At 35.8% G+C, this 20,338-nt stretch carries 19 protein-coding genes and 1 riboswitch; of the genes, 1 reads left to right on the top strand and 18 read right to left on the bottom strand.

What is annotated here, in order from left to right:
* The first annotated feature begins 149 nt into the window (after positions 1-149).
* The gene (locus tag C7390_RS07070; protein WP_022501136.1) at positions 150-506 is read left to right on the top strand and encodes a TIGR04086 family membrane protein; all 357 of its coding nucleotides are present in this window, start codon (positions 150-152) and stop codon (positions 504-506) included.
* Positions 507-624: 118 nt separating this feature from the next.
* Here C7390_RS07070 and C7390_RS07075 read toward each other — a convergent pair whose 3' ends face one another.
* The 18 genes from C7390_RS07075 to C7390_RS07160 form a co-directional block, all read right to left on the bottom strand.
* Positions 625-1,056, bottom strand: coding sequence for an RrF2 family transcriptional regulator (locus C7390_RS07075; RefSeq protein WP_022501137.1), 432 nt, complete (start codon positions 1,054-1,056; stop codon positions 625-627).
* A gap of 109 nt (positions 1,057-1,165) precedes the next feature.
* Entirely contained in the window at positions 1,166-2,896 is a 1,731-nt protein-coding gene (locus C7390_RS07080; protein ID WP_318255817.1) for a S8 family peptidase, read from the bottom strand.
* Positions 2,897-3,040: 144 nt separating this feature from the next.
* Entirely contained in the window at positions 3,041-3,445 is a 405-nt protein-coding gene (locus C7390_RS07085) for a hypothetical protein (protein WP_055306687.1), read from the bottom strand.
* Between the two features lie 229 nt (positions 3,446-3,674).
* Complete coding sequence (gene yfcE, locus C7390_RS07090; RefSeq protein WP_318295596.1) at positions 3,675-4,103, bottom strand: phosphodiesterase; 429 nt, start codon at positions 4,101-4,103, stop codon at positions 3,675-3,677.
* A gap of 59 nt (positions 4,104-4,162) precedes the next feature.
* Positions 4,163-4,777 (bottom strand): folate family ECF transporter S component, encoded by a 615-nt coding sequence (locus C7390_RS07095; protein WP_022501141.1) that lies wholly within the window; start codon positions 4,775-4,777, stop codon positions 4,163-4,165.
* A gap of 60 nt (positions 4,778-4,837) precedes the next feature.
* Positions 4,838-4,934: riboswitch (THF riboswitch) on the bottom strand.
* 79 nt (positions 4,935-5,013) lie between these two features.
* Positions 5,014-5,694: a hypothetical protein gene (locus C7390_RS07100; RefSeq protein WP_055176011.1), complete on the bottom strand. Its 681-nt coding sequence runs from the start codon at positions 5,692-5,694 to the stop codon at positions 5,014-5,016.
* A 14-nt stretch (positions 5,695-5,708) separates the two neighbouring features.
* Positions 5,709-6,404, bottom strand: coding sequence for a hypothetical protein (locus C7390_RS07105; protein ID WP_055176015.1), 696 nt, complete (start codon positions 6,402-6,404; stop codon positions 5,709-5,711).
* A 133-nt stretch (positions 6,405-6,537) separates the two neighbouring features.
* A complete protein-coding gene (locus C7390_RS07110) occupies positions 6,538-7,176 on the bottom strand; it encodes an epoxyqueuosine reductase QueH (protein WP_022501144.1) in 639 nt (212 codons plus the stop codon).
* A gap of 10 nt (positions 7,177-7,186) precedes the next feature.
* On the bottom strand, positions 7,187-8,242 hold the full coding sequence (gene hisC / locus C7390_RS07115) for a histidinol-phosphate transaminase (protein ID WP_055176016.1): 1,056 nt from the start codon (positions 8,240-8,242) through the stop codon (positions 7,187-7,189).
* Positions 8,243-8,283: 41 nt separating this feature from the next.
* The gene (locus tag C7390_RS07120) at positions 8,284-9,471 is read right to left on the bottom strand and encodes a pyridoxal phosphate-dependent aminotransferase (protein WP_055306691.1); all 1,188 of its coding nucleotides are present in this window, start codon (positions 9,469-9,471) and stop codon (positions 8,284-8,286) included.
* A gap of 61 nt (positions 9,472-9,532) precedes the next feature.
* Positions 9,533-11,272: a DUF2079 domain-containing protein gene (locus C7390_RS07125; protein WP_318295597.1), complete on the bottom strand. Its 1,740-nt coding sequence runs from the start codon at positions 11,270-11,272 to the stop codon at positions 9,533-9,535.
* Positions 11,273-11,411: 139 nt separating this feature from the next.
* A complete protein-coding gene (locus C7390_RS07130) occupies positions 11,412-12,569 on the bottom strand; it encodes an ROK family transcriptional regulator (protein WP_090140119.1) in 1,158 nt (385 codons plus the stop codon).
* A complete protein-coding gene (gene fsa, locus C7390_RS07135; RefSeq protein WP_022206287.1) occupies positions 12,570-13,223 on the bottom strand; it encodes a fructose-6-phosphate aldolase in 654 nt (217 codons plus the stop codon). It lies immediately after the preceding gene.
* A 54-nt stretch (positions 13,224-13,277) separates the two neighbouring features.
* Positions 13,278-14,750 carry a xylulokinase gene (gene xylB / locus C7390_RS07140; protein ID WP_055176025.1) on the bottom strand — a complete coding sequence of 491 codons (1,473 nt, stop codon included), beginning with the start codon at positions 14,748-14,750 and terminating at the stop codon, positions 13,278-13,280.
* A gap of 49 nt (positions 14,751-14,799) precedes the next feature.
* Positions 14,800-16,284, bottom strand: coding sequence for an L-fucose/L-arabinose isomerase family protein (locus C7390_RS07145; protein ID WP_055176027.1), 1,485 nt, complete (start codon positions 16,282-16,284; stop codon positions 14,800-14,802).
* 208 nt (positions 16,285-16,492) lie between these two features.
* A complete protein-coding gene (locus tag C7390_RS07150; RefSeq protein ID WP_116443855.1) occupies positions 16,493-18,880 on the bottom strand; it encodes a phosphoketolase family protein in 2,388 nt (795 codons plus the stop codon).
* A 309-nt stretch (positions 18,881-19,189) separates the two neighbouring features.
* Positions 19,190-19,768, bottom strand: coding sequence for a phosphatase PAP2 family protein (locus tag C7390_RS07155; protein ID WP_116443856.1), 579 nt, complete (start codon positions 19,766-19,768; stop codon positions 19,190-19,192).
* Positions 19,769-19,873: 105 nt separating this feature from the next.
* The gene (locus tag C7390_RS07160; RefSeq protein WP_022501153.1) at positions 19,874-20,266 is read right to left on the bottom strand and encodes a hypothetical protein; all 393 of its coding nucleotides are present in this window, start codon (positions 20,264-20,266) and stop codon (positions 19,874-19,876) included.
* Positions 20,267-20,338 lie beyond the last annotated feature (72 nt).

Here is a 20,338-nt window from a genome sequence, read left to right on the forward strand (position 1 = left end):
TATAAAATAATATTTATATACAACACTTTAATTTGTGTGTTATATTTTAATATATTACAGTATTAATAATACAGATGTCAAGTTGAATGAATATTATCAAATATATGGACATAAGCTTGTAAAGAATATATATAGATTGGAAATGCTGTATGAACAAATTAATTGGAATACTAAAGACCTTAATAGCGGGTTACATTATAACAATTGCTTTACTGATAATTATATCTATATGTATGTATAAAATGTCACTTAGCAATAACATAATAAGCATATGTATTACTGCCGCCTATGGTATCAGCACATTTGCCGGTGGACTTATATTAGGACACATAAGAAAATGCAACCGTCTTATATGGGGAATACTCTATGGTATTATATACTTCTGCATTTTATGTGTTATCTCTGTTGCCATTAATCAGGGTTCTGGCTTTGATATTGCTTCTGCTGCAAAATGTATTGGCATATGCTGTGCCTGCGGCGGTGCTGGTGGCTTTTTTTCCCCATAGATAAGCCCTGTCCGAAAGATAATAAATACGTCAAGACATTTATTATCTATAACAGATAAAGCCTGCTATTACATAAAATATGCCAGACTGGCACTCAAGTGACATTCTGGCATATATATTAAATAACATAGTTATCAATTCCATTACCAGAATTAATAAGGTCTGCTATTGTTATCTTGTTAAAGTAATCATTGATTGTCTTCTCAAAATTCTCCCACATAGTAATTGTCTTGCACTCTTCAAGCTTAGGACACTTATTAGGCTTGCTCTCAAGACAGGCAACAGGTGCTAAAGAACCTTCTGTACACTGTAATACGCTTAATACTGTGTATTCCTCTGGACGCCTTGAAAGCTTATATCCACCACCCTTTCCTCTTAATGATATAAGAAAATCATTCTTGCTTAATAAAGAAACAATTGATTCTAAATATTTCTCTGAAATTCCTTGTCTTTCAGCTATATCCATAAGTGTTATATATTCGCCATTATCGTGTTCTGCTAAATCTATCATAACCCTTAATGCATATCTGCCTTTTGTTGATATCTTCATCTAAATCCTCCATTCTTAAATATAACAGTCTTAAGTACAATGGACTTATTATATTTCTCATTCATATAAACATACTATACCACAATGTTTGTATGAATTTCAAGATGATTTATAAAATTTTATTAAGCGTATTCTTAAGACACACCGCTCCCCAGCCTGTACGCGGGTCTGGCTGATTATCGTTTCGTGTAATCCCAACAAGTCCTACTGGCTTAGAACCATCAATAAGAGCTGCCTTTAATTTCTCGCCATACATAAACCTGTCATTGCCCATAACTATTCCCCACTGCATAAGAAGTGCCGCCGCACCTGTAACAACCGGAACTGCATAAGATGTGCCTGTAACATTTCTATATGTAATATCATTCCCCCTCTGCCTTGCAATACTTATATCGACACCTGGTGCTGTGATATCCGGCTTAACCCCTGCATTAACATTTCTTATGCTATTATCAAATCCCCGTCCCGAAAATGCTGCATAAGAATTCGTGTATGCATTATACGCCCCAACTGCTATACAGTTTCTTGCCGTTGCAGGTATTGTAATCGTCCCATCAGCTGTAGGATTATTAAATGCTGTTGCATAACCAAGTGCCTGACTTGACGGAAGCCATATATTATATTCACCTGCCCTTATACTTCCTGCCATCAACACTATCTGCCATATACCTGATAATATATAATCAGTCTTTGGAATAAGATTAATATATATTTCCTGATATATATTATATGGAGATGGTTCACCAAGCAATGTTATAATCTCAGTATTGTATGTTTCATACCTGTTAATTCTCCCCTCAGTTATTATTCCAATCTGTTCGCCACGCGGATTGATTAACATTACATCAATTGTATCCCAGTAATTCTTCCATATCTGGATATCTATGGCACTCTGATATTCACCAACACTAAGATACGCTGTCTGTACCTGTCCGGTATTAATAATCCCCCCAAAATGTATCGCTTTATCTGCTTCATTGCCACTCCCTACACATATAACACACCTGTAGCTTTTGGATATATCATCAATAAAGCTCTCTAATAACGTATTACCATTATGTGCACCATAATTACAGCCATAACTTATATTAACTGCCACAGGCTTTCTGTATTCAATTGCTTTTCTTATAATATAATCAATTGCATCCATAAGGCTTGTTGTCCTTGGAAACTGGTTATTAATAGAATATCCCATTTTAACTGCTATAATATCAGCCTCGTAAGCAACGCCCAAACTGCCTGCCGCTATATACGAAACATCCGTTCCATGCATTATGTTATCAACCCCTGGAGCATTATCATAAGAAAATGTACCGCCTGATAAATCCTCATTAAGCCTTATATACTCATCAATCGACTGTTTATCGTATTTCTCACCTGTCGTCTGGTCATATATGTTAAGTATTCTTGTAGTCCCATCAGAATTCCTGAAAGCATTATCAAATATATCTATCCCTGTATCAATCACTCCGACAATAACACCTTTTCCTGATAAAATGTTCCCATCCGCCCTCACGCTTCCTACACATGCGGCTGTCTTAGTGCGTTCTATCTGATAATAAAGACTCTTAGGCTTTTCCACATAATCTATGACATCTTCCTGCGATATAAGTTCTATTGTAGCTTTATCAGCCACTATAATTGCATAATAATTAAGAAGCTCTTTGATATATACGTTATATCTGTTTCGTATACTCTCAAGACTTCCTGAATATTTAACTATTATCTCCCATGTATTATCACGCCAGTTATAACCTGTACTAAGGCTGTCAGCTTTTCTTAATTCGTCTTCTGTGGCATCTAAAGATACATTCAATATATTTTCAAGCTTCTGGTTCATATTCAAATCGTCCGGCATTACAATAGATAAATAATTGCCATTTTTCTTCTACAATAATGCCGCTGGCAATTCTTTCACTATATTCCATTAATTATATTCACCAGAATATAAGTAAAGACCTGATTCAAGTCTTTACACTTTAAATCAGGTCTTCTTAATAAATTCTATTCTGCACTTTGGACATTTAATACTTATCCTGCCTTTTCCTCTAGGCACCCTTATCTTCTGTGAACAACTTGGACACTTAAATATCTTATGTGTCTTATTGTCTTTAATTATATATTTAATTCTGTTAATCTTTCCCACTACTTTATAATGGAAAGACAGGTATTTCTCATTCTCTTCGCTTCTTTTAGATATATTACGCGAAAATACCCTAAAATATGTATATATTATTCCTGCAAGTGCTATGGCATATAATACATTGCTTCTGCTAAACATTGTTATAACCAGTAACACAAGACATATTAAAGATAAATTTCTTGACAATTGATCCATGCCATATCTTCCATACATAAATCTTGCAAATTTATCCTTGAAACCATTCATAAACAATCCAGCCTTTCACATTTCTCAATAATTATCATCAAATAATACTCTATCATATACTTTTGCAAAAGCAATTAAAAATATATAAAGAATTATTAAAAGGCTGTTATAGTTTAATATTTCTGTTCCATATATACATTACCATCAAGGTCTTTCCAGTAGAACTTATCATCAAGTATCATATAGCTGTGAGCTGAGTTCTCCTTAGGGATAGATACTGAACCTGGGTTCATATATATATATATCCATCTCTCTTTTCACACTTTGGAACGTGTGTATGTCCGCATAAAAGGATATCGCCATCATTTAACGCCGGAATATTCTTTTCATCAAGCTTGTGTCCGTGTGCTAATACTATTGAACGGCCATTAAAATTAACATATGCCTGTTCACATAACACATTAAAATCAAGCACCATCTGATCTACCTCTGTATCACAATTACCTCTTACACATATTATCTTATTGCGCAGGGGATTAAGCATTGCGATAACTTCTTTGGGAGCATATTCTTTAGGAAGATCATTTCTTGGTCCGTGATAGAGTATATCTCCAAGAAGAACTAATCTTTCTGCGTTCTCCTCCTTGAATCTGTCTAACATTAATCTGCAATAATATGCAGAACCGTGAATATCTGATGCTATCATTATCTTTGACATAACTTTCTTCCTTTCCGTGCTGATGTACTGTCCATTAATATTCTTTTATCAACATATTTTTATTCATAAATTTTATTATTAATGTATTTAATAAATCCTAATACATAATATGTCAGTATAATGTTAATTGGAAGCTGTATCATATTCTTAGCAAAACGTATTGATAAGTAAAATGCGAAGCCCTTTCCATACATTATACTGCACCAGTAAGTTCCAAGTAATACATTTACAAGTAATGTATCAATTGTAAGTGCCGCTGCACATCTTAAAAGGAACTTAAAGTCTATAATCCTTAATATACCTTTCTTCTGACCCTGTTCATCATACTTTTCAGCTACCTTCATATTACAGCCATAAAAGAACAGACCATATATAAATCCAGCTAATGCCGCACTTATTGTCCAGCCAGGAAAATATGCACCTGTAGGCTTAATAACAAACTGAATCAAATCTCCAAGTCCACCACACACAAAGCCCATAACTGGACCAAACATATATCCTATTGCACAGTTGGCAAGAAAGGATACTGAAATTCTAAGTGTTGGTGTTACCTGAATTGATACAAACACAGCTAATACTGTGTGCAGAGCTATCAATAATGCCGCGGCAACTATTGACTTAATGCTCTTGAATTCTTTTGCAGAAAATGCAAAATTTCTTAATAAAATTGACATAAAAAAACCTCCTTTGCAGTAATCTTCGCTCTACATAGGAGGTTATTCGCCGTAGTATGTAGCAGCGGGATGCGGATTATGTATCGCAAGAAAACTTTTCGTCCAAATGGCAACTCCCTGTCCAAATGGCACTTAACGCACATATTCCTACTCTGCTTTTTTATTATTGTTCAAGCGTTATTATATACATACGCTTTACTGTTGTAAAGCGTTTTTTTGTATTTTTATTCATACATTTATCTTGCTATCCTCTGGACAGCCGGAATTTTATAATCTGAAGCGTAGCTTAAAAACTGCTGTAAACTATTCTGTGTCTTATACATATCAAGTATCTTCTTCATAAAAGCTATCGTGCTTTTCTTATATTTCATATGTAAAAGCACATTTACAGCCGCCTCATCATTATAGCTGCCTGCAAACTGCTTGGCATACCTTGCAAACTTCAGCTTATCTAAATTCTCGATATTATGATAATTCTGCAAAATCTCCAAAGCCTCAAGCACTTTGGAATTCTCAAAATCCAGATCAACCTCTGGTCTTTTAACTATTATATTGCCAAGCTCACAGGTTCTTGTTCTTATCACAGTTGAATACAGCTCTATCTTATCGCCCTTGTAAGATGATATCATATACTTGTTATACAGCCTGTAGCCTATAAACATTCCACTGTCGTTATTATCTCCAAAGAAATAATTAAGCAGTAATTCTTCTATGTTCTTATCACCATCAGATGTCTTAATATACATTCCTTTTCCAGCTCTTAAAATGTAACCATCCTCGCACAGTCTTTCTATAGACCTGAAAAAAGCATCGTGGCTCATCCTGGTAAATCCCTGTTCATACATTGCATTAGCAACTACAACCGTACCTTCTGGAATATTATCAAAATATTCAATCATTTTATCCCTGAACTTCATACGCTTTATCCTGACTACTTAACTTCTTCAAGATTAATAGTTTCTGTGTTGTCCTCAGTAGTATCAGCGTTATCTGCAGGCTTAAAGCCGTCTTCTGACTTAACTGTTTCTTCTGACACAGCCTCTTTCTCGCTCTTGTTAATAACTTTTACGTCTACATCTCCTGACTCTGGAAATGCTTCTTCTTCATCAAAATCATCTTCTGCTAATATATCTTCTACATCATCGTCGTCCACATAAAAATTAACAGGAATAATATCAACCTTGCTTAATGTTGCTTTTCCAATTACATATACTGTATGAATTCCTTCTTCATCAACATTTTCTACAAGATTATGAACACCTGCTATTCTCTTTTCTATGTCACACGCCACATTAACACCCTCTGGAAGAATGATTGTGACATTACTGCATACACTTTCAAAATTAATGTATACATCTTTTTCAAATACAGCAAGACCAAGGTCAAGAGTTGTATTAGAAGCTACTGACTTTATCTCACAGCCAACAAATTCCTCGTCTTCTACTTCAACAACCTTCTTCTCACATATTGCATTATATTTGCGGACCTCAAGATCTGCACTATCCTGTTCTTCCTTTGTATAACGGCTCTTAGTTGTCTTATACTTCTCGTATGCAACTTTACCAGCAACTACTACCGCACCAATACCTACTGCTGCCTTAACAATGCCTGATTTCTTCTTAGCCATAATTATTCCTCCTTATTATACTCTGTCTGGTTAATGATAACATACTATAATATGACACCGGTGTCAAAATATATAACCCTTCGTCACTAATTATAGGTGTTGCCACTGTGGCACCACCTGACTGTGCATATATTTATTTGCTCATTAATATCTGCTGTCTTGAATATACACAGCCGCAGTAATTCTGTCTGTATAATCCATATTCCTTTGACAGCTCAATAGACCTCTTATAACCTTCCTGCTTCTTAAAATCCGAAAGCAGGTAATTAACACCATATTCTTCCTGAAGCTTTAAGCCTGTCTCATTAAGCTTTACACTGTTCTTTAATGGGCTGATTGTAAGAGTTGTTGTAAAATAATCATACGCCTCTGCCTTGGCAAGTTCTGCTGTCTTTCTTAATCTTAATTCATAACATTTAAAACAACGCTTACCGCCTTCTGGCTCTTTCTCAAGACCCTTAACTTCCTTAAAGAATACATCCGGTTCGTAATCACCCTCGATGAATTCAACTTTGTTAGGGGTATCAAATTCTTTTATAAATCTTATCTGCTCTGCAACTCTTTTCTTATATTCCTCATCACTTGATATATTCGGATTATAATAAAATACTGTAACCATAAAATACTTCGATAGAACTTCAATACAGTTACTACTGCAAGGTGCACAACAGCTATGTAATAATAATCTTGGTACTTTTCCTTCTTTTTGAAGCTGTCCTGCAAGCTTTAGCATTTCCTTATGGAAGTTTCTATTCTCAAATGGTACTGCCATAAAGTCTCCTCTAACCAACAATCTCAGATAAAGCACTTATAAGCTTATCCATCTGCTCATCTGTACCTATTGTAATTCTTAAATAATTATCAATTCCTGGCTGTGCAAAATATCTTACAAATATATTCAAATCCTTAAGCTTTTCAAATATTTCTTTAGCTGGAACACTCTTATGTGTAGCAAATATAAAGTTAGCCTTAGAGTCTGGGAACGTAAATCCAAGCTTTGTAAGTTCTTCCTTAGTTCTTTCTCTTGTAGCTGTTATTCTTTCAACACATTCCTCAAAATACTTCTTATCATTGATTGAAGCAACACCCATATCAATTGATGTCATATTCATTGTGTATGAATTAAATGAGAATTTCACATCATTAAGTGCCTTTATAAGTTCTTTTGAACCAAACGCATATCCAATTCTCATACCCGCCATAGAACGTGACTTAGAAAATGTCTGTACAACAAGTACATTATCATATTCATTCACTAAATCCTTAGCTGATACTCCTCCAAAATCAATATATGCTTCATCAACTATAACTACAACATCTTTATTATGTTCAATAATATCCCTTACACTGTCAAGATCCATTAAAAGACCTGTTGGAGCATTAGGATTAGGGAAGATTACACCGCCATTTTCTTTATAATAGTCTTCTGGAACAATCTTCATATTATCATCAAGCTTCTGCTTCTCATATGGTATACGGTACAGATCAGCCCATACACTATAAAAAGAATATGTAATATCCGGGAATAATACCGGCTTCTTTCCATTAAAAAATGTAAGGAAACACATTGATAACACATCATCTGAGCCCACACCGACAAATACCTGATTATTATCCATTCCATAATAATCTGCAATGCTCTTAACAAGCTTAGTCACATCAGGATCCGGATATAATCTGCAACGGTCTATATCTATTGCTTCCATTGCTTTTCTGACATTTTCTGATGGTCCATATGGATTCTCATTAGTATTAAGTTTAATAACATCCTGAACCTTAGGCTGTTCGCCCGGAACATAAGGTTCAACCTTTCTTATATTACTCTCCCAAGCTTTCATTAATAATCCTCATTTCCGCGTACATTTTTCGCATATTGATTTTATAAACCCATCTCTTTAGCAACTTCTGCAAAATGTGGGAGTGAATTAATTATTGTATCGTATGATACGCAGTAAGCCATCCTTACAAAACCAGCACAGCCAAATGATGAACCAGGAACAATAAGTATATTGTGCTTCTTAGCTGTATCACAGAAAATATTCTCATCTTCTGTTGGTGATTTGACAAAGAGATAAAACGCTCCTTCTGGCTTAATACATTCAAAACCAAGCTTTGTAAGTCCTTCGTAAAGTGCTTTTCTGTTCTTATCATAAGCTTCGATATTAACCTTGGCATCAAGACATCTGGCAATGACCTTCTGCTGTAATGATGGTGCATTAACAAATCCTAATATTCTTGTTGCTACAGAAGCGGCTGACTTCATATCATCTGAATCTGCTGCTTCATCTGGAATCACAAGATATCCGATACGCTCACCTGGAAGTGATAATGACTTGCTGTATGAATATCCAACTATAGTATTATTGTAATATTTAGTAAGATATGGAACTTCTACTCCATCATAAGCAAGTTCTCTGTATGGCTCATCAGCTATAAGGAATATCTCTATGCCTAATTCTTTCTGCTTGTCTTCCATAATCTTAGCTAACTTCTTTATTGTATCTTCTGAATACACAACTCCTGTTGGGTTGTTAGGATTGTTGACAATTACAGCCTTGGTATTCTTGTTAATAAGCTTCTCAAATTCATCAAACTTTGGCTGGAAAGTAGCTGTATCTGGAGATACTGCAACAAGCTTTCCACCAAAATTACTTACATAATTCCTATATTCTCCAAAGAATGGTGCAAATGTAAGCACCTCTTCACCAGGATTGATAATTGTCTTAAGTATTGTATTAAGACCACCTGCCGCACCAACTGTCATAACAATATTAGTGTAATTAAAATGTGTATCAAATCTCTTATTAAGTGACTGTGCAATCGCCTCTCTTACATCTTCAAAGCCTGAATTGCTCATATATCCGTGAAGGACAACTGACTCTTCCTCATCAACTATATTCTTGATTGCCTCATTAACTTCATCCGGAGCCGGCACATTAGGATTACCTAATGAAAAGTCATATACATTTTCTGCTCCATATATCTTAGCAAGCCTGTTACCTTCCTCGAACATCGCTCTGATAACTGAGCTTCCTTTAACAAGTGCTTTCATTGATTCTGCTATCATCTTACTTGTCCTCCAATTCACATAATTATATAGATGTATTATAACAAATCTGACAATTTAATCAATTGCCTGTTGCTCTATTTTTGAATACTGCGATTACATTTTTTGCATAATATACAGTTTCATACTGTGATGAATTCAGGTAACTGCTGACATTGTAATAAGTATCGCTGTATCTTAAGTCCAAAGCTATATACTCTGTCTGTTTGTCGGTATAATATAATTCATACAATATCTTATGCTTTGATAAACTGGCACATAAAAATGTTGTCGCTGTAACACTTGCATCGTCAGGAATTGTACCAAGCCCTTCATTCATAGTATCAATCACCCTTTTATTATTCTCGTCCACATAATTAAACGCATTATCAAGCCTTGATACATTGAATGCCATAAAAAATATAACAACTGCCATAGCTGTCATACGAAGCATTAACATTTTCTTCCTCACATCCATATCGCATATATTAATAATTAAAAGATATATAAGAAGTGCACCTGAACCAAATGAATAGTGAAAATATATGCTATGGAAATATTCATAATCGGACATAAGGTTAAACATTATATAAGGTCCAAGGAGAATAAATCTGCTCCACTTTCTTGTACATAATGGTATGAACAAAAGAACACCAAGTGTCTTTAATATATAAGCAATCTTACTTTTATCCATAATCTGCGTAATTATATACGCTGGATTATTAATAACCGTCTTTATTATTCCTGTTATATTACCATTACCTTCCGCAATCATATTATTAAATCTGTCAGAGATTATGCCCGTTCCTATTATCTCAATTATCTTGCAGGCAATGACAAAATACACTATGGATAATATCAGTATAATAAATCCTTTTTTATACATTCTCTTTCCTATTATCATATAAAGTGCAATGAACATAAGAAATACCGGTGCATCTTCCTTTACAAGGCATATAAGTATTGCAGATATTAATATTCCTGTCATATTATCTTTTTCCATATATAGCAGAAATGTAAATATAAGCACTGGAAGAAACATATTCTCGTGTATATCATAAAAGCATCCGCCACTTATAACCGGATAAAAAAAGTATATTATACATATTATTAACGCAGCCCGTCTTGACATTCCTTTGTACTCAGCAAGCCTGCAAAGTGGAATTACTGCTATTGCAATGACTACTGCCTGCATAACCTCAAGCGTCACCGGTGATGATACAAGCATATAAAATGGCAGTATCGTATAAAACATTGGTGATATATGCACACACATATGTGACATAAGATGATCTCTCTCACTTGTATTTAACATTCTGCCCGTCGTCTTCATATAGTGAAACATCTGCGAAAAAAGTCCCATATCAAAATTAGGTGAGCCAAATGACAGATAACGGAACACCATACATATACTTATAAATGCTGTCATAACACCTGTAACTATCGCAACACCTGTGATATACATTCTTTTACTTATATCTTTTATATCCGCATTATAAGTGGTGCTGTCACTAATATATCCCTTGTAAATCTTGTGCACATAACTATATGAATATACAGCTGCCGCCAGTACAACAAGTGTCATTCCAGCCACAAAATACACATCATTATATTCATATACACACACGCAGGCATATACCAATACAACTCCTGTTAATAAAGTTCCCTCAAGAATACAGGCTTTAAGCCTGTTATTATCCTGAAGCTTTTCAAATATGGCATATAATACTATTGTTAATACCAGCGAGCATATAATAACTGAAACCATATCAACATTTTTAACGTATGACAGGCTGTTTATCATATACCTTCTGCTATTCATTATAAAACTCTCAACTAAACTAACAAAACACCACGCCATAATAAATCTTATGACGCAGTGTTCTAATGTAATTGTATTTCTTAAATTGTTAATGACCCTATACAATCTGCTCTTATCCATCTCGCCTCTGTCCCTCTTGTTAAATACTATTAATGAATTCAGACAAAAACATTATTGCCGCTCCTGTATCCGTTCTCTCTGATGTACAACTTGAAATTGAAAAATATCTTCCATCTGTATCAAAAGAATATTTATCAGTAAGTCTTTGTCTTATATTCTCTTCATATTCTAACAGATATCTTGAAACAAATCCACCAATTACTATATCCCTGTCAAATATAACATACAGATTATTAATTCCTGTTGTAAGATTATCAAGATATTCATCAAGAACTTTGACGCATTGTGCATCACCCTCAGATGCTTTCTTAAAGAATTCATCTATCTGTATGCCAAGGTCTGATGAAAGATTTCTTGCTGAAAGATAACTTTCAACACAGCCCTTCTTTCCGCACATACATTTTCTTCCATCAGGATATAAAGTCATATGTCCAAATTCACCATATCTGTTATGCTCTCCCTGCACAATCTTATCATTGCTTACACACGCACCACCAACTCCATCATTAATCATAAGATAGAATTTGTCGTGATAGGACTCGTCCATGTGAGCATTTTCATTCTTATGGGAATACCAGTAATCAGCAAATGCACTGGCTCTTGCATCGTTCTGTACAGTATAATCATACTTAAGACGACTCGTAATGTTATCAGTCTTATAGTCTCTTGTGTTAAGTGGTGGAGATGAAATTATCATTGTATTATCACTATTGAATATACCCGGCATAGTTATTCCTATGCCAAGTATATTATCAGTATTAATATTATTCTCCTCTATTATATCATCGACAAGCTCTGATACCTTAACTCCATAATCACTTTCCGGACTGAATTCAATATCAACACTTTTCTGGCTTCTTATCTCTCCATTAAGATCTATAAGTGCCACCTTTAATTCATTAGCACGGACGTTAACGCTTATTGCAAATCTTGCATCAGCATTTACCATAATCATCTGGGCTTTTCTTCCTCCTGTTGAGTCAAAACTACCCTCCATAACTATAAGCCCTGAATCTTTTAAAAGCTTGATATTCTGGTTGATTGTCGGAAGTGACAATCCAAGTGTATCCGCAATCTCCTGCCTTGATATTGCACTGCTGTTATATATAAGCTTAAATATTCTGTTCTTATTATACTTTCTAACCTCTGACGTTGTTATTTTCTGTGATGAAATCATTTATTCTCCAAATACTGCCTTATAATCTTTCTGGAACTTCTCAATACCTGCATCTGTTAATGGGTGATGAACCATCTGCTCAATAACCTTATAAGGAACAGTTGCTATGTCAGCTCCTGCAAGTGCACAGTCTGTTATATGTATAGGATTTCTTACACTTGCACATATAATCTCTGTCTGGATATCATAATTAGAAAATATACCAACAATATCTTCAATAAGCTGGATACCCGGCTGTGATATATCATCAAGTCTTCCAAGGAATGGGGATACATATGCTGCACCTGCTCTTGCTGCTAAAAGTGCCTGATTAGCTGAAAAGATAAGTGTTACATTACACTTTATTCCTTCTGCTGAAAGCACCTTAACTGCTTTAAGGCCTTCTACTGTCATAGGAATCTTAACTACCATATTAGGATGAATCGCAGCAATCTCACGGCCCTCTTTAATCATTCCTTCCGCATCTACTGTAGTTGCCTTAACTTCACCACTTATAGGTCCATCAACAATACTTGTAATCTCTTTAATTACTTCATTAAAATCTCTGCCTTCTTTGGCAATTAATGATGGATTAGTTGTAACTCCGCAGATTACACCCATATCATTAGCTTTTCTGATATCATCAACATTTGCCGTATCAATAAAAAATTTCATAAAACCTCCATTCTGCATATACACTATCTGTTATTATTATGCCAGATACATCAATTACATTTTCTCAAATACCCCTTTTAATGCAGGATATATGTCTTTAAATGTATTATAACGTGAATTATACCTGTCTGCAATGTCTTTTTCCGGCTCGATTGTCCTACATATTCCAACAATGCTGTCTGCCGCCTGCTTAACATTTTCATATTCACCAGCCGCCACCATAGCAAGCATAGCTGCTCCCATAGACGGACCCTCTTCTGACTTTAACAGATGTACTTTAATTCCCAGCACATTAGCCATAATTGTACACCAAAGCTCACTCTTAGCACCACCACCGCACATCTTGGTTTCTGTGATGTTAATTCCAAGCGACCTGGCAATCTCAAAAGAGTCCCTTATAGCAAATGCAACACCCTCAAGCACCGCCTGTGTCATATCTGTCCTTGTGCTGTCCATAGTCATTCCTGTAAATGTTGCTCTTGCAAGCGGGTCATTATGTGGTGAACGCTCTCCCATAAGATATGGAAGAAAATATACATGATTATTGCCAAGCATATCTTTAGTTATATGTGACTGTGCTTCTTTGTAATCTGTATCCTTTAAAATATTATCCATCCACCAGCCATTGCAGGAAGCTGCACTTAACATACAGCCCATAAGATGATAATAGCCGTCCGCGTGGTCAAAGGAATGAAGTGCATTATTATTATCAACGCTAAAGTTACTGCTTGATATAAATATTGTTCCGCTTGTTCCAAGAGAAATATTGCACATTCCGTCCCCAACAGTTCCAGTACCTACTGCCGCAGCAGCATTATCACCTGCTCCAGCAGCTACACATACATTGTCTGGAAGTCCAAGCTCCATAGCAGCTTCTTTAGTAATACAGCCAACCTTTTCGTAGCTTTCATACAAAGCCGGAAGCTGTTTTCTTGAAATTTTGCATATGTTAATCATCTCTTCTGACCAGTCACGCTTTTTAACATCTAATAAAAGCATACCTGACGCATCCGATACATCTGTGCAATGTACTCCTGTAAGCCTGTAGGCTATATAATCTTTAGGAAGCATTATCTTAGCAATCTTTTTGAAATTGTCAGGCTCATTATTCTTAACCCAGAGAAGCTTAGGAGCCGTAAAGCCAGCAAATGCTATATTCGCTGTATATTCTGTAAGCTTATCCTTTCCAATCTCATTATTAAGATAATCACATTCCTTAGTTGTTCTTCCATCATTCCAAAGAATTGCCGGTCTTATTACATTATCATTCTCATCAAGAATAACAAGACCGTGCATCTGACCTCCGAAGCTTATTCCTGCAACCTTGTCCTTATCTATATCCTTTATAAGCTCTTTGATTCCCTCACAGGTCTTATCATACCAGTCTGTCGGATTTTGCTCTGACCAGCCTGGCTTTGGAAAGCTTATAGGATAAGTCTTAGATACTGTATTTACAATATCACCTGTTGGTTCCATCAATATCAGCTTAACCGAAGATGTTCCAAGGTCAACACCTATATAATACATACCGCACCCCATTTCTATAAACTATTATATATTTACGTTATAATCTTAACTATGCAAAAGGATTTTCTGACTTATAAAGCACGCCTGCCGGCTGGTTATATGATATGTCCTCAACGCCAAGATACTTAAACACATCAAACAAAGCCTTTCCATAATGTCCAAATGCTACTGCCCCATGATGAGGATAATTCTTCTCAACAAGCACGTGTCTGTAAAATCTTCCCATTTCATTAATTGCAAATATTCCTATAGCACCAAATGAACGTGTTCTTACAGGAAGAACTTCACCCTGTGCAACATACGCCCTTAACTGGCTGTCTGAAGTACTCTGTAACCTGAAAAATGTAATATCACCAGGTACAATATCTCCCTCAAGTGTTCCGTTAGTAACTTCTTCTGGAAGTGAACGTGCCATAATCATCTGGTTCTTCATCTCACAGAATGAAAGCTTGCACGCTGCTGTATTGCCACAATGGAAGCCCATAAATGTATCCTTAATTGTATAATTGAATCTGCCTTTAATATCTTCTTCGTATATATCTGATGGAACCGTATTATTAATATCAAGAAGTGTAACAACATCATCGCTTACAACTGTTCCTATGAATTCACTTAAAGCTCCGTATATATCAACCTCACAGGATACAGGTATTCCCATAGCTGTAAGACGTGAATTAACATAGCAAGGAACAAAGCCAAATTGTGTCTGAAATGCTGGCCAGCATTTTCCTGCGATTGCAACATATTTTCTTGAACCCTTATGTGCTTCTACCCAGTCAAGAAGTGTAAGCTCATACTGTGCAAGCTTAGAAAGTATCTCAGGTTTCTTATTACCTTCTCCTAATTCCTTCTCCATACTCTTTACAACCGCTGGAATTCTCTTATCTCCTGCGTGATTATTATAGCTTTCAAAAAGGTCAAGCTCTGAATTCTCTTCTATCTCAACGCCAAGATTGTATAACTGGTTAATTGGTGCATTGCAGGCGAGGAAATTATTAGGTCTTGGTCCAAAGCTTATAATCTTAAGATTATTTAACGCATATACAGCCTTTGCAACCGGTATGAATTCGTGAATCATATCTGCACATTCACTTGCTGTTCCTACTGGATATTCCGGAATATATGCCTTAACTCCTCTTAATTTCAGGTTGTAGCTTGCATTAAGCATACCACAATAAGCATCTCCTCTGTTACCTACAAGGCCTCCATTAGCTGATGTTTCTTCTGCTGCCGCAACGAACATCTTAGGTCCGTCAAAATATTTAGCAAGCATAGTTTCTGCAATTTCTGGTCCAAAATTACCAAGATATACACATAAAGCATTACAGCCAGCTTTCTTGACATCTTCTAATGCCTGCTGCATATGTATCTCGCTTTCGACTATACATATTGGACATTCATATATTTCATCTGCATTATATTTGTTCTTGTAAGCCTCAACTAAAGCTTTTCTTCTGTTCACTGACAGGCTCTCTGGGAAACAGTCCCTGCTCACTGCCACAATTCCGATTTTAATAGATGGTTTGTTATTCATTGTAAAATCCTCCATTTCTGTAACACCCGTTACTACAAGTATGGGGACACATCCTGCTATATGACGTATCCCCTTACTTTTAATAAATACATTTCAAAAAGTTACTTATATAATATTATTTTTTTGTATATTTTGCAATACATTAAGCAGCTTTTATAAAATATTTTATATAAATCACTCAATTATTCACTAACTAGTTTTATAACAATTATTTATTATCTGGTGTATGCCACTTCCATTCCTGTACCTCTGGAAGGTCCATACCATACTCACTTATATACTGCTTATGCGCAACTAAAGTATCTCTCATCTTCTGGAGAAGATATGAACCCTTGTTGCCAAGCTGTGGAAGTGCATTGATAACAGCCTGTACAAGATGATAACGGTCAATCTCGTTCTGCACTCTCATATCAAATGGAGTTGTAATCGTACCCTCCTCCTGATAACCGAATACCTGAAGATTTCTGTTATGTCTGTAATATGTAAGCTCGTGTATAAGTGTTGGATAGCCGTGGAATGCAAATATAATCGGCTTATCCTTTGTAAATAAAGCGTCATAATCTGTATCTGACAGACCGTGAGGGTGCTGTGTATTAGACTGTAACTTGAATAAATCGACTACATTTATAAATCTAATCTTTAAATCAGGCATATTATCTCTTAATATTGTAACAGCCGCAAGTGCTTCAAGTGTAGGTGTCTCACCACAGCCGGCAATTACCACATCCGGTTCTTCACCCTGGTCATTACTTGCCCATTCCCATATGCCAACACCCTGTGTACAGTGCTTAACAGCCTGTTCCATAGTAAGCCACTGTGGTCTTGGATGCTTAGATGTAACAAGCACATTGACATAATCACGGCTTCTTATACAATGGTCAAAGCAAGAAAGTAAACAGTTAGTATCTGGTGGAAGATACATTCTTACCACATCCGCCTTCTTATTAGCTATATGGTCAAGGAAGCCTGGATCCTGATGTGTAAATCCGTTATGATCCTGCTGCCATACATTTGATGAAAGAATAAGGTTAAGTGAAGCAATTGACTGTCTCCAAGGAAGCTGTGAACATACCTTTAACCATTTAGCGTGCTGTGCCGCCATAGAGTCTACTATTCTGATAAATGCTTCATAGCTTGCAAAGAAACCATGACGTCCTGTAAGAAGATATCCTTCTAACCAGCCTTCACACATATGCTCCGAAAGCATTGAATCCATTACACGTCCGTCCTTGGCAAGGAATTCATCATTATCCTTAAGAACATTATTCCAATCCCTGTTAGTCTCCTCAAATACTTTGCCTAATCTGTTAGACATTGTTTCATCTGGTCCAAAGATACGGAAGTTCTTAGTTTCTTCATTTAACTTAAATATATCTCTTACAAAACCTCCAAGTTCAATCATATCCTGACCATCTTTTGCTCCTGGGAAAGGTACGTCAACGCCGTAATCCCTGAAATCTGGAAGTCTTAAATCTCTTAAAAGCTTACCACCATTAGCGTGAGGATTGGCACTTATTCTGTGATCTCCTTTTGGTGCAAGTGCTCTTAACTCTGGAATTAATCTGCCATTTTCATCAAACAATTCTTCTGGCTTATAGCTTTCAAGCCAATCATTAAGCTGCTGTAAATGTTCTGGTCTATCCATCATAATTGGAACCTGATGTGCCCTGAAAGTTCCCTCAATTTCCTTGCCATCAACAACCTTTGGTCCTGTCCAGCCCTTTGGTGTTCTAAGTACAATCATAGGCCAGAATGGTCTTTCTGTCTTACCTTCTTCTCTTGCTTCTCTCTGTATTTCCTTAATCTCCTCAATAACAGTATCTAATGTCTCTGCCATCTTTCTATGCATTGTCATTGGATCATTGCCCTCAACAAAATATGGTTTCCAGCCACATCCGTGGAAGAAACTTTCTATCTCATCGTGTGATATACGTGAGAATATTGTAGGGTTGCTTATCTTATATCCATTAAGGTGTAATATTGGAAGCACTGCTCCGTCTGTCACAGGATTGAGGAACTTATTAGAATGCCATGCTGTAGCAAGTGGTCCTGTCTCAGCTTCACCATCACCAACAATACAAGTTGTTATAAGATCCGGATTGTCAAATACCGAACCAAATGCATGTGCTATCGAATAACCAAGCTCACCACCCTCATTAATTGAACCTGGTGTCTCAGGCGCAACGTGGCTTGATATTCCTCCTGGGAACGAGAACTGTTTGCAAAGCTTCTTTAATCCGTTCATATCCTGACTTACATTCGGATATACTTCGCTGTATGTTCCCTCAAGGTATGAGTTAGCTACAAAGAAATTGCCGCCGTGACCAGGACCAGATATAAGCACCATATCAAGATCATACTTCTTAATAGCTCTGTTCATATGACAGTAAACGAAATTCTGACCCGGAACTGTACCCCAGTGACCTACGATTTTCTTCTTAATATGTTCCTTCTTTAAAGGCTCTCTTAAGAGAGGATTATCTAAAAGATAAAGCTGGGCAGCTGCTAAGTAATTGGCAGCTCTCCAATATGCGTCCATCTTTTCAAGATATTCATCTGTAATTGGCATCTTTTCAACACACATTCCTTCGTTCATCCTTAACCTCATTTCTATGACAATAATATTGCCACTTAATAATTGTTATCTATTTTAAAATCACTTCTGTAAATATCTTTTATAAATATATTTTACAAAAGTGATTTTATATTAGCACATCTTAATCAAATGTCAATATAGCTTTCACAAAAATACATAAAAAATACAAGCACTATCACAAAAGGCTGTCCAATATTGATATGCCTCTTTACCTGACACAAAATGTTCTGTAAAGATTAGCCATATCATAATCGGACAGCCTTTATTTTTAACATAATTACAATTTATATTATCATTACTATTTCATTATTACTGCTTATTAAATATAGCATTAAGCTTTGGGACTTTATTGATAAGTGCCTTAACAATAAAATAAGCCGCTACACCATATAATGCACCTGTGATTGTACCGACAAGCACATCTGTTGGATAATGTACTGTAAAGTACAGTCTAGAAAATGCTATAAGTGCCGCAAGTACCAGTGCCGCACTTCCTTCCTTCTTTCTCCACATAAATATTGACACTGCCGCAGCAAACGAAGCTGACGAATGTCCTGATGGGAACGAATAATCGTGAATAGAATTAAATATTCCATATAAATTCTCGAATTCATTGCCAACAACAAAATTCTGTCCAACTACCCAGAATGCTCTTGGTCTTGCCCATAGATGCTTCATTATTCCATTACAGAATATAAGCGACAATATAAGTGCTATTGCCATTGTAAGCCCTGCTTTTTTATATTTCTTAGGAAGAACTGTAAGCATAAGCACAGCTAATACTATCCAGAACCAGCCTGCATTCCCCAATGTAGTAATCACATAAAATATTGGATTAGTTATTGGGTTATGTAATGTTTCAAACCAATGTAATATCTGAATTTCCATTATATAACAGCCACTTTTAATGTGGTCTCTCCTTTCCACAATTGACCTAATATATTAATCAATTGAAATCATATTGTGGAATTATAAATGAATATATATATATTGTCAATTTAACTTTACAGCCCTCTGGCATATACATTTATTCTTTCTTCCCTTATATCCATAACTGTATTCTGCTTCAATTGCTATGTCATACAGCATTGCCGTCCTGTCCGCATATAACAGCGTAACTGTATACTCTGCATCTGAACTGACAGTCTCATTAAATGACTTACAGAAACTTCTCATAAGCTGTGTTGTAAATACATCATCTGGAATATCATCATATTCACCCGTTATGTAACCATCTGACACTTTATCCAAAGCATAATCAAATGCCCCATTAATACTGCTGTTCATCTCCATATTACAGTAATTATCACTGATAATCGAATTATGTATAATCACAATCAGAATAATAATAACCATCATTCCAGAACTACTTATTATTAATCTCATATCACTCCTTATCTATATTACATTGCGCCGACATCTCAATTTAACGTGGCAAATCCATATTTGTATTTATTC

The sequence above is a fragment of the Bacteroides galacturonicus genome (assembly GCF_003096855.1).
GTDB lineage: Bacteria > Bacillota > Clostridia > Lachnospirales > Lachnospiraceae > Lachnospira > Lachnospira rogosae.

Excerpts from the sequence above, each read along its gene's own strand:
- C7390_RS07100 (WP_055176011.1), bottom strand. The coding sequence starts at position 5,694 with ATGAAGTTCAGGGATAAAATGATTGAATATTTTGATAATATTCCAGAA.
- hisC (WP_055176016.1), bottom strand. The coding sequence starts at position 8,242 with ATGAAAGCTTGGGAGAGTAATATAAGAAAGGTTGAACCTTATGTTCCG.
- xylB (WP_055176025.1), bottom strand. The coding sequence starts at position 14,750 with ATGTATTATATAGGTGTTGACCTTGGAACATCTTCGGTTAAGCTGATA.
- C7390_RS07095 (WP_022501141.1), bottom strand. The coding sequence starts at position 4,777 with ATGTCAATTTTATTAAGAAATTTTGCATTTTCTGCAAAAGAATTCAAG.
- C7390_RS07150 (WP_116443855.1), bottom strand. The coding sequence starts at position 18,880 with ATGAACGAAGGAATGTGTGTTGAAAAGATGCCAATTACAGATGAATAT.
- C7390_RS07085 (WP_055306687.1), bottom strand. The coding sequence starts at position 3,445 with ATGAATGGTTTCAAGGATAAATTTGCAAGATTTATGTATGGAAGATAT.
- C7390_RS07120 (WP_055306691.1), bottom strand. The coding sequence starts at position 9,471 with ATGATAGCAGAATCAATGAAAGCACTTGTTAAAGGAAGCTCAGTTATC.
- C7390_RS07130 (WP_090140119.1), bottom strand. The coding sequence starts at position 12,569 with ATGATTTCATCACAGAAAATAACAACGTCAGAGGTTAGAAAGTATAAT.
- C7390_RS07145 (WP_055176027.1), bottom strand. The coding sequence starts at position 16,284 with ATGAATAACAAACCATCTATTAAAATCGGAATTGTGGCAGTGAGCAGG.
- yfcE (WP_318295596.1), bottom strand. The coding sequence starts at position 4,103 with ATGTCAAAGATAATGATAGCATCAGATATTCACGGTTCTGCATATTAT.
- fsa (WP_022206287.1), bottom strand. The coding sequence starts at position 13,223 with ATGAAATTTTTTATTGATACGGCAAATGTTGATGATATCAGAAAAGCT.
- C7390_RS07160 (WP_022501153.1), bottom strand. The coding sequence starts at position 20,266 with ATGAGATTAATAATAAGTAGTTCTGGAATGATGGTTATTATTATTCTG.
- C7390_RS07155 (WP_116443856.1), bottom strand. The coding sequence starts at position 19,768 with ATGGAAATTCAGATATTACATTGGTTTGAAACATTACATAACCCAATA.
- C7390_RS07070 (WP_022501136.1), top strand. The coding sequence starts at position 150 with ATGAACAAATTAATTGGAATACTAAAGACCTTAATAGCGGGTTACATT.
- C7390_RS07075 (WP_022501137.1), bottom strand. The coding sequence starts at position 1,056 with ATGAAGATATCAACAAAAGGCAGATATGCATTAAGGGTTATGATAGAT.
- C7390_RS07110 (WP_022501144.1), bottom strand. The coding sequence starts at position 7,176 with ATGGCAGTACCATTTGAGAATAGAAACTTCCATAAGGAAATGCTAAAG.
- C7390_RS07080 (WP_318255817.1), bottom strand. The coding sequence starts at position 2,896 with ATGAACCAGAAGCTTGAAAATATATTGAATGTATCTTTAGATGCCACA.
- C7390_RS07105 (WP_055176015.1), bottom strand. The coding sequence starts at position 6,404 with ATGGCTAAGAAGAAATCAGGCATTGTTAAGGCAGCAGTAGGTATTGGT.
- C7390_RS07125 (WP_318295597.1), bottom strand. The coding sequence starts at position 11,272 with ATGAATAGCAGAAGGTATATGATAAACAGCCTGTCATACGTTAAAAAT.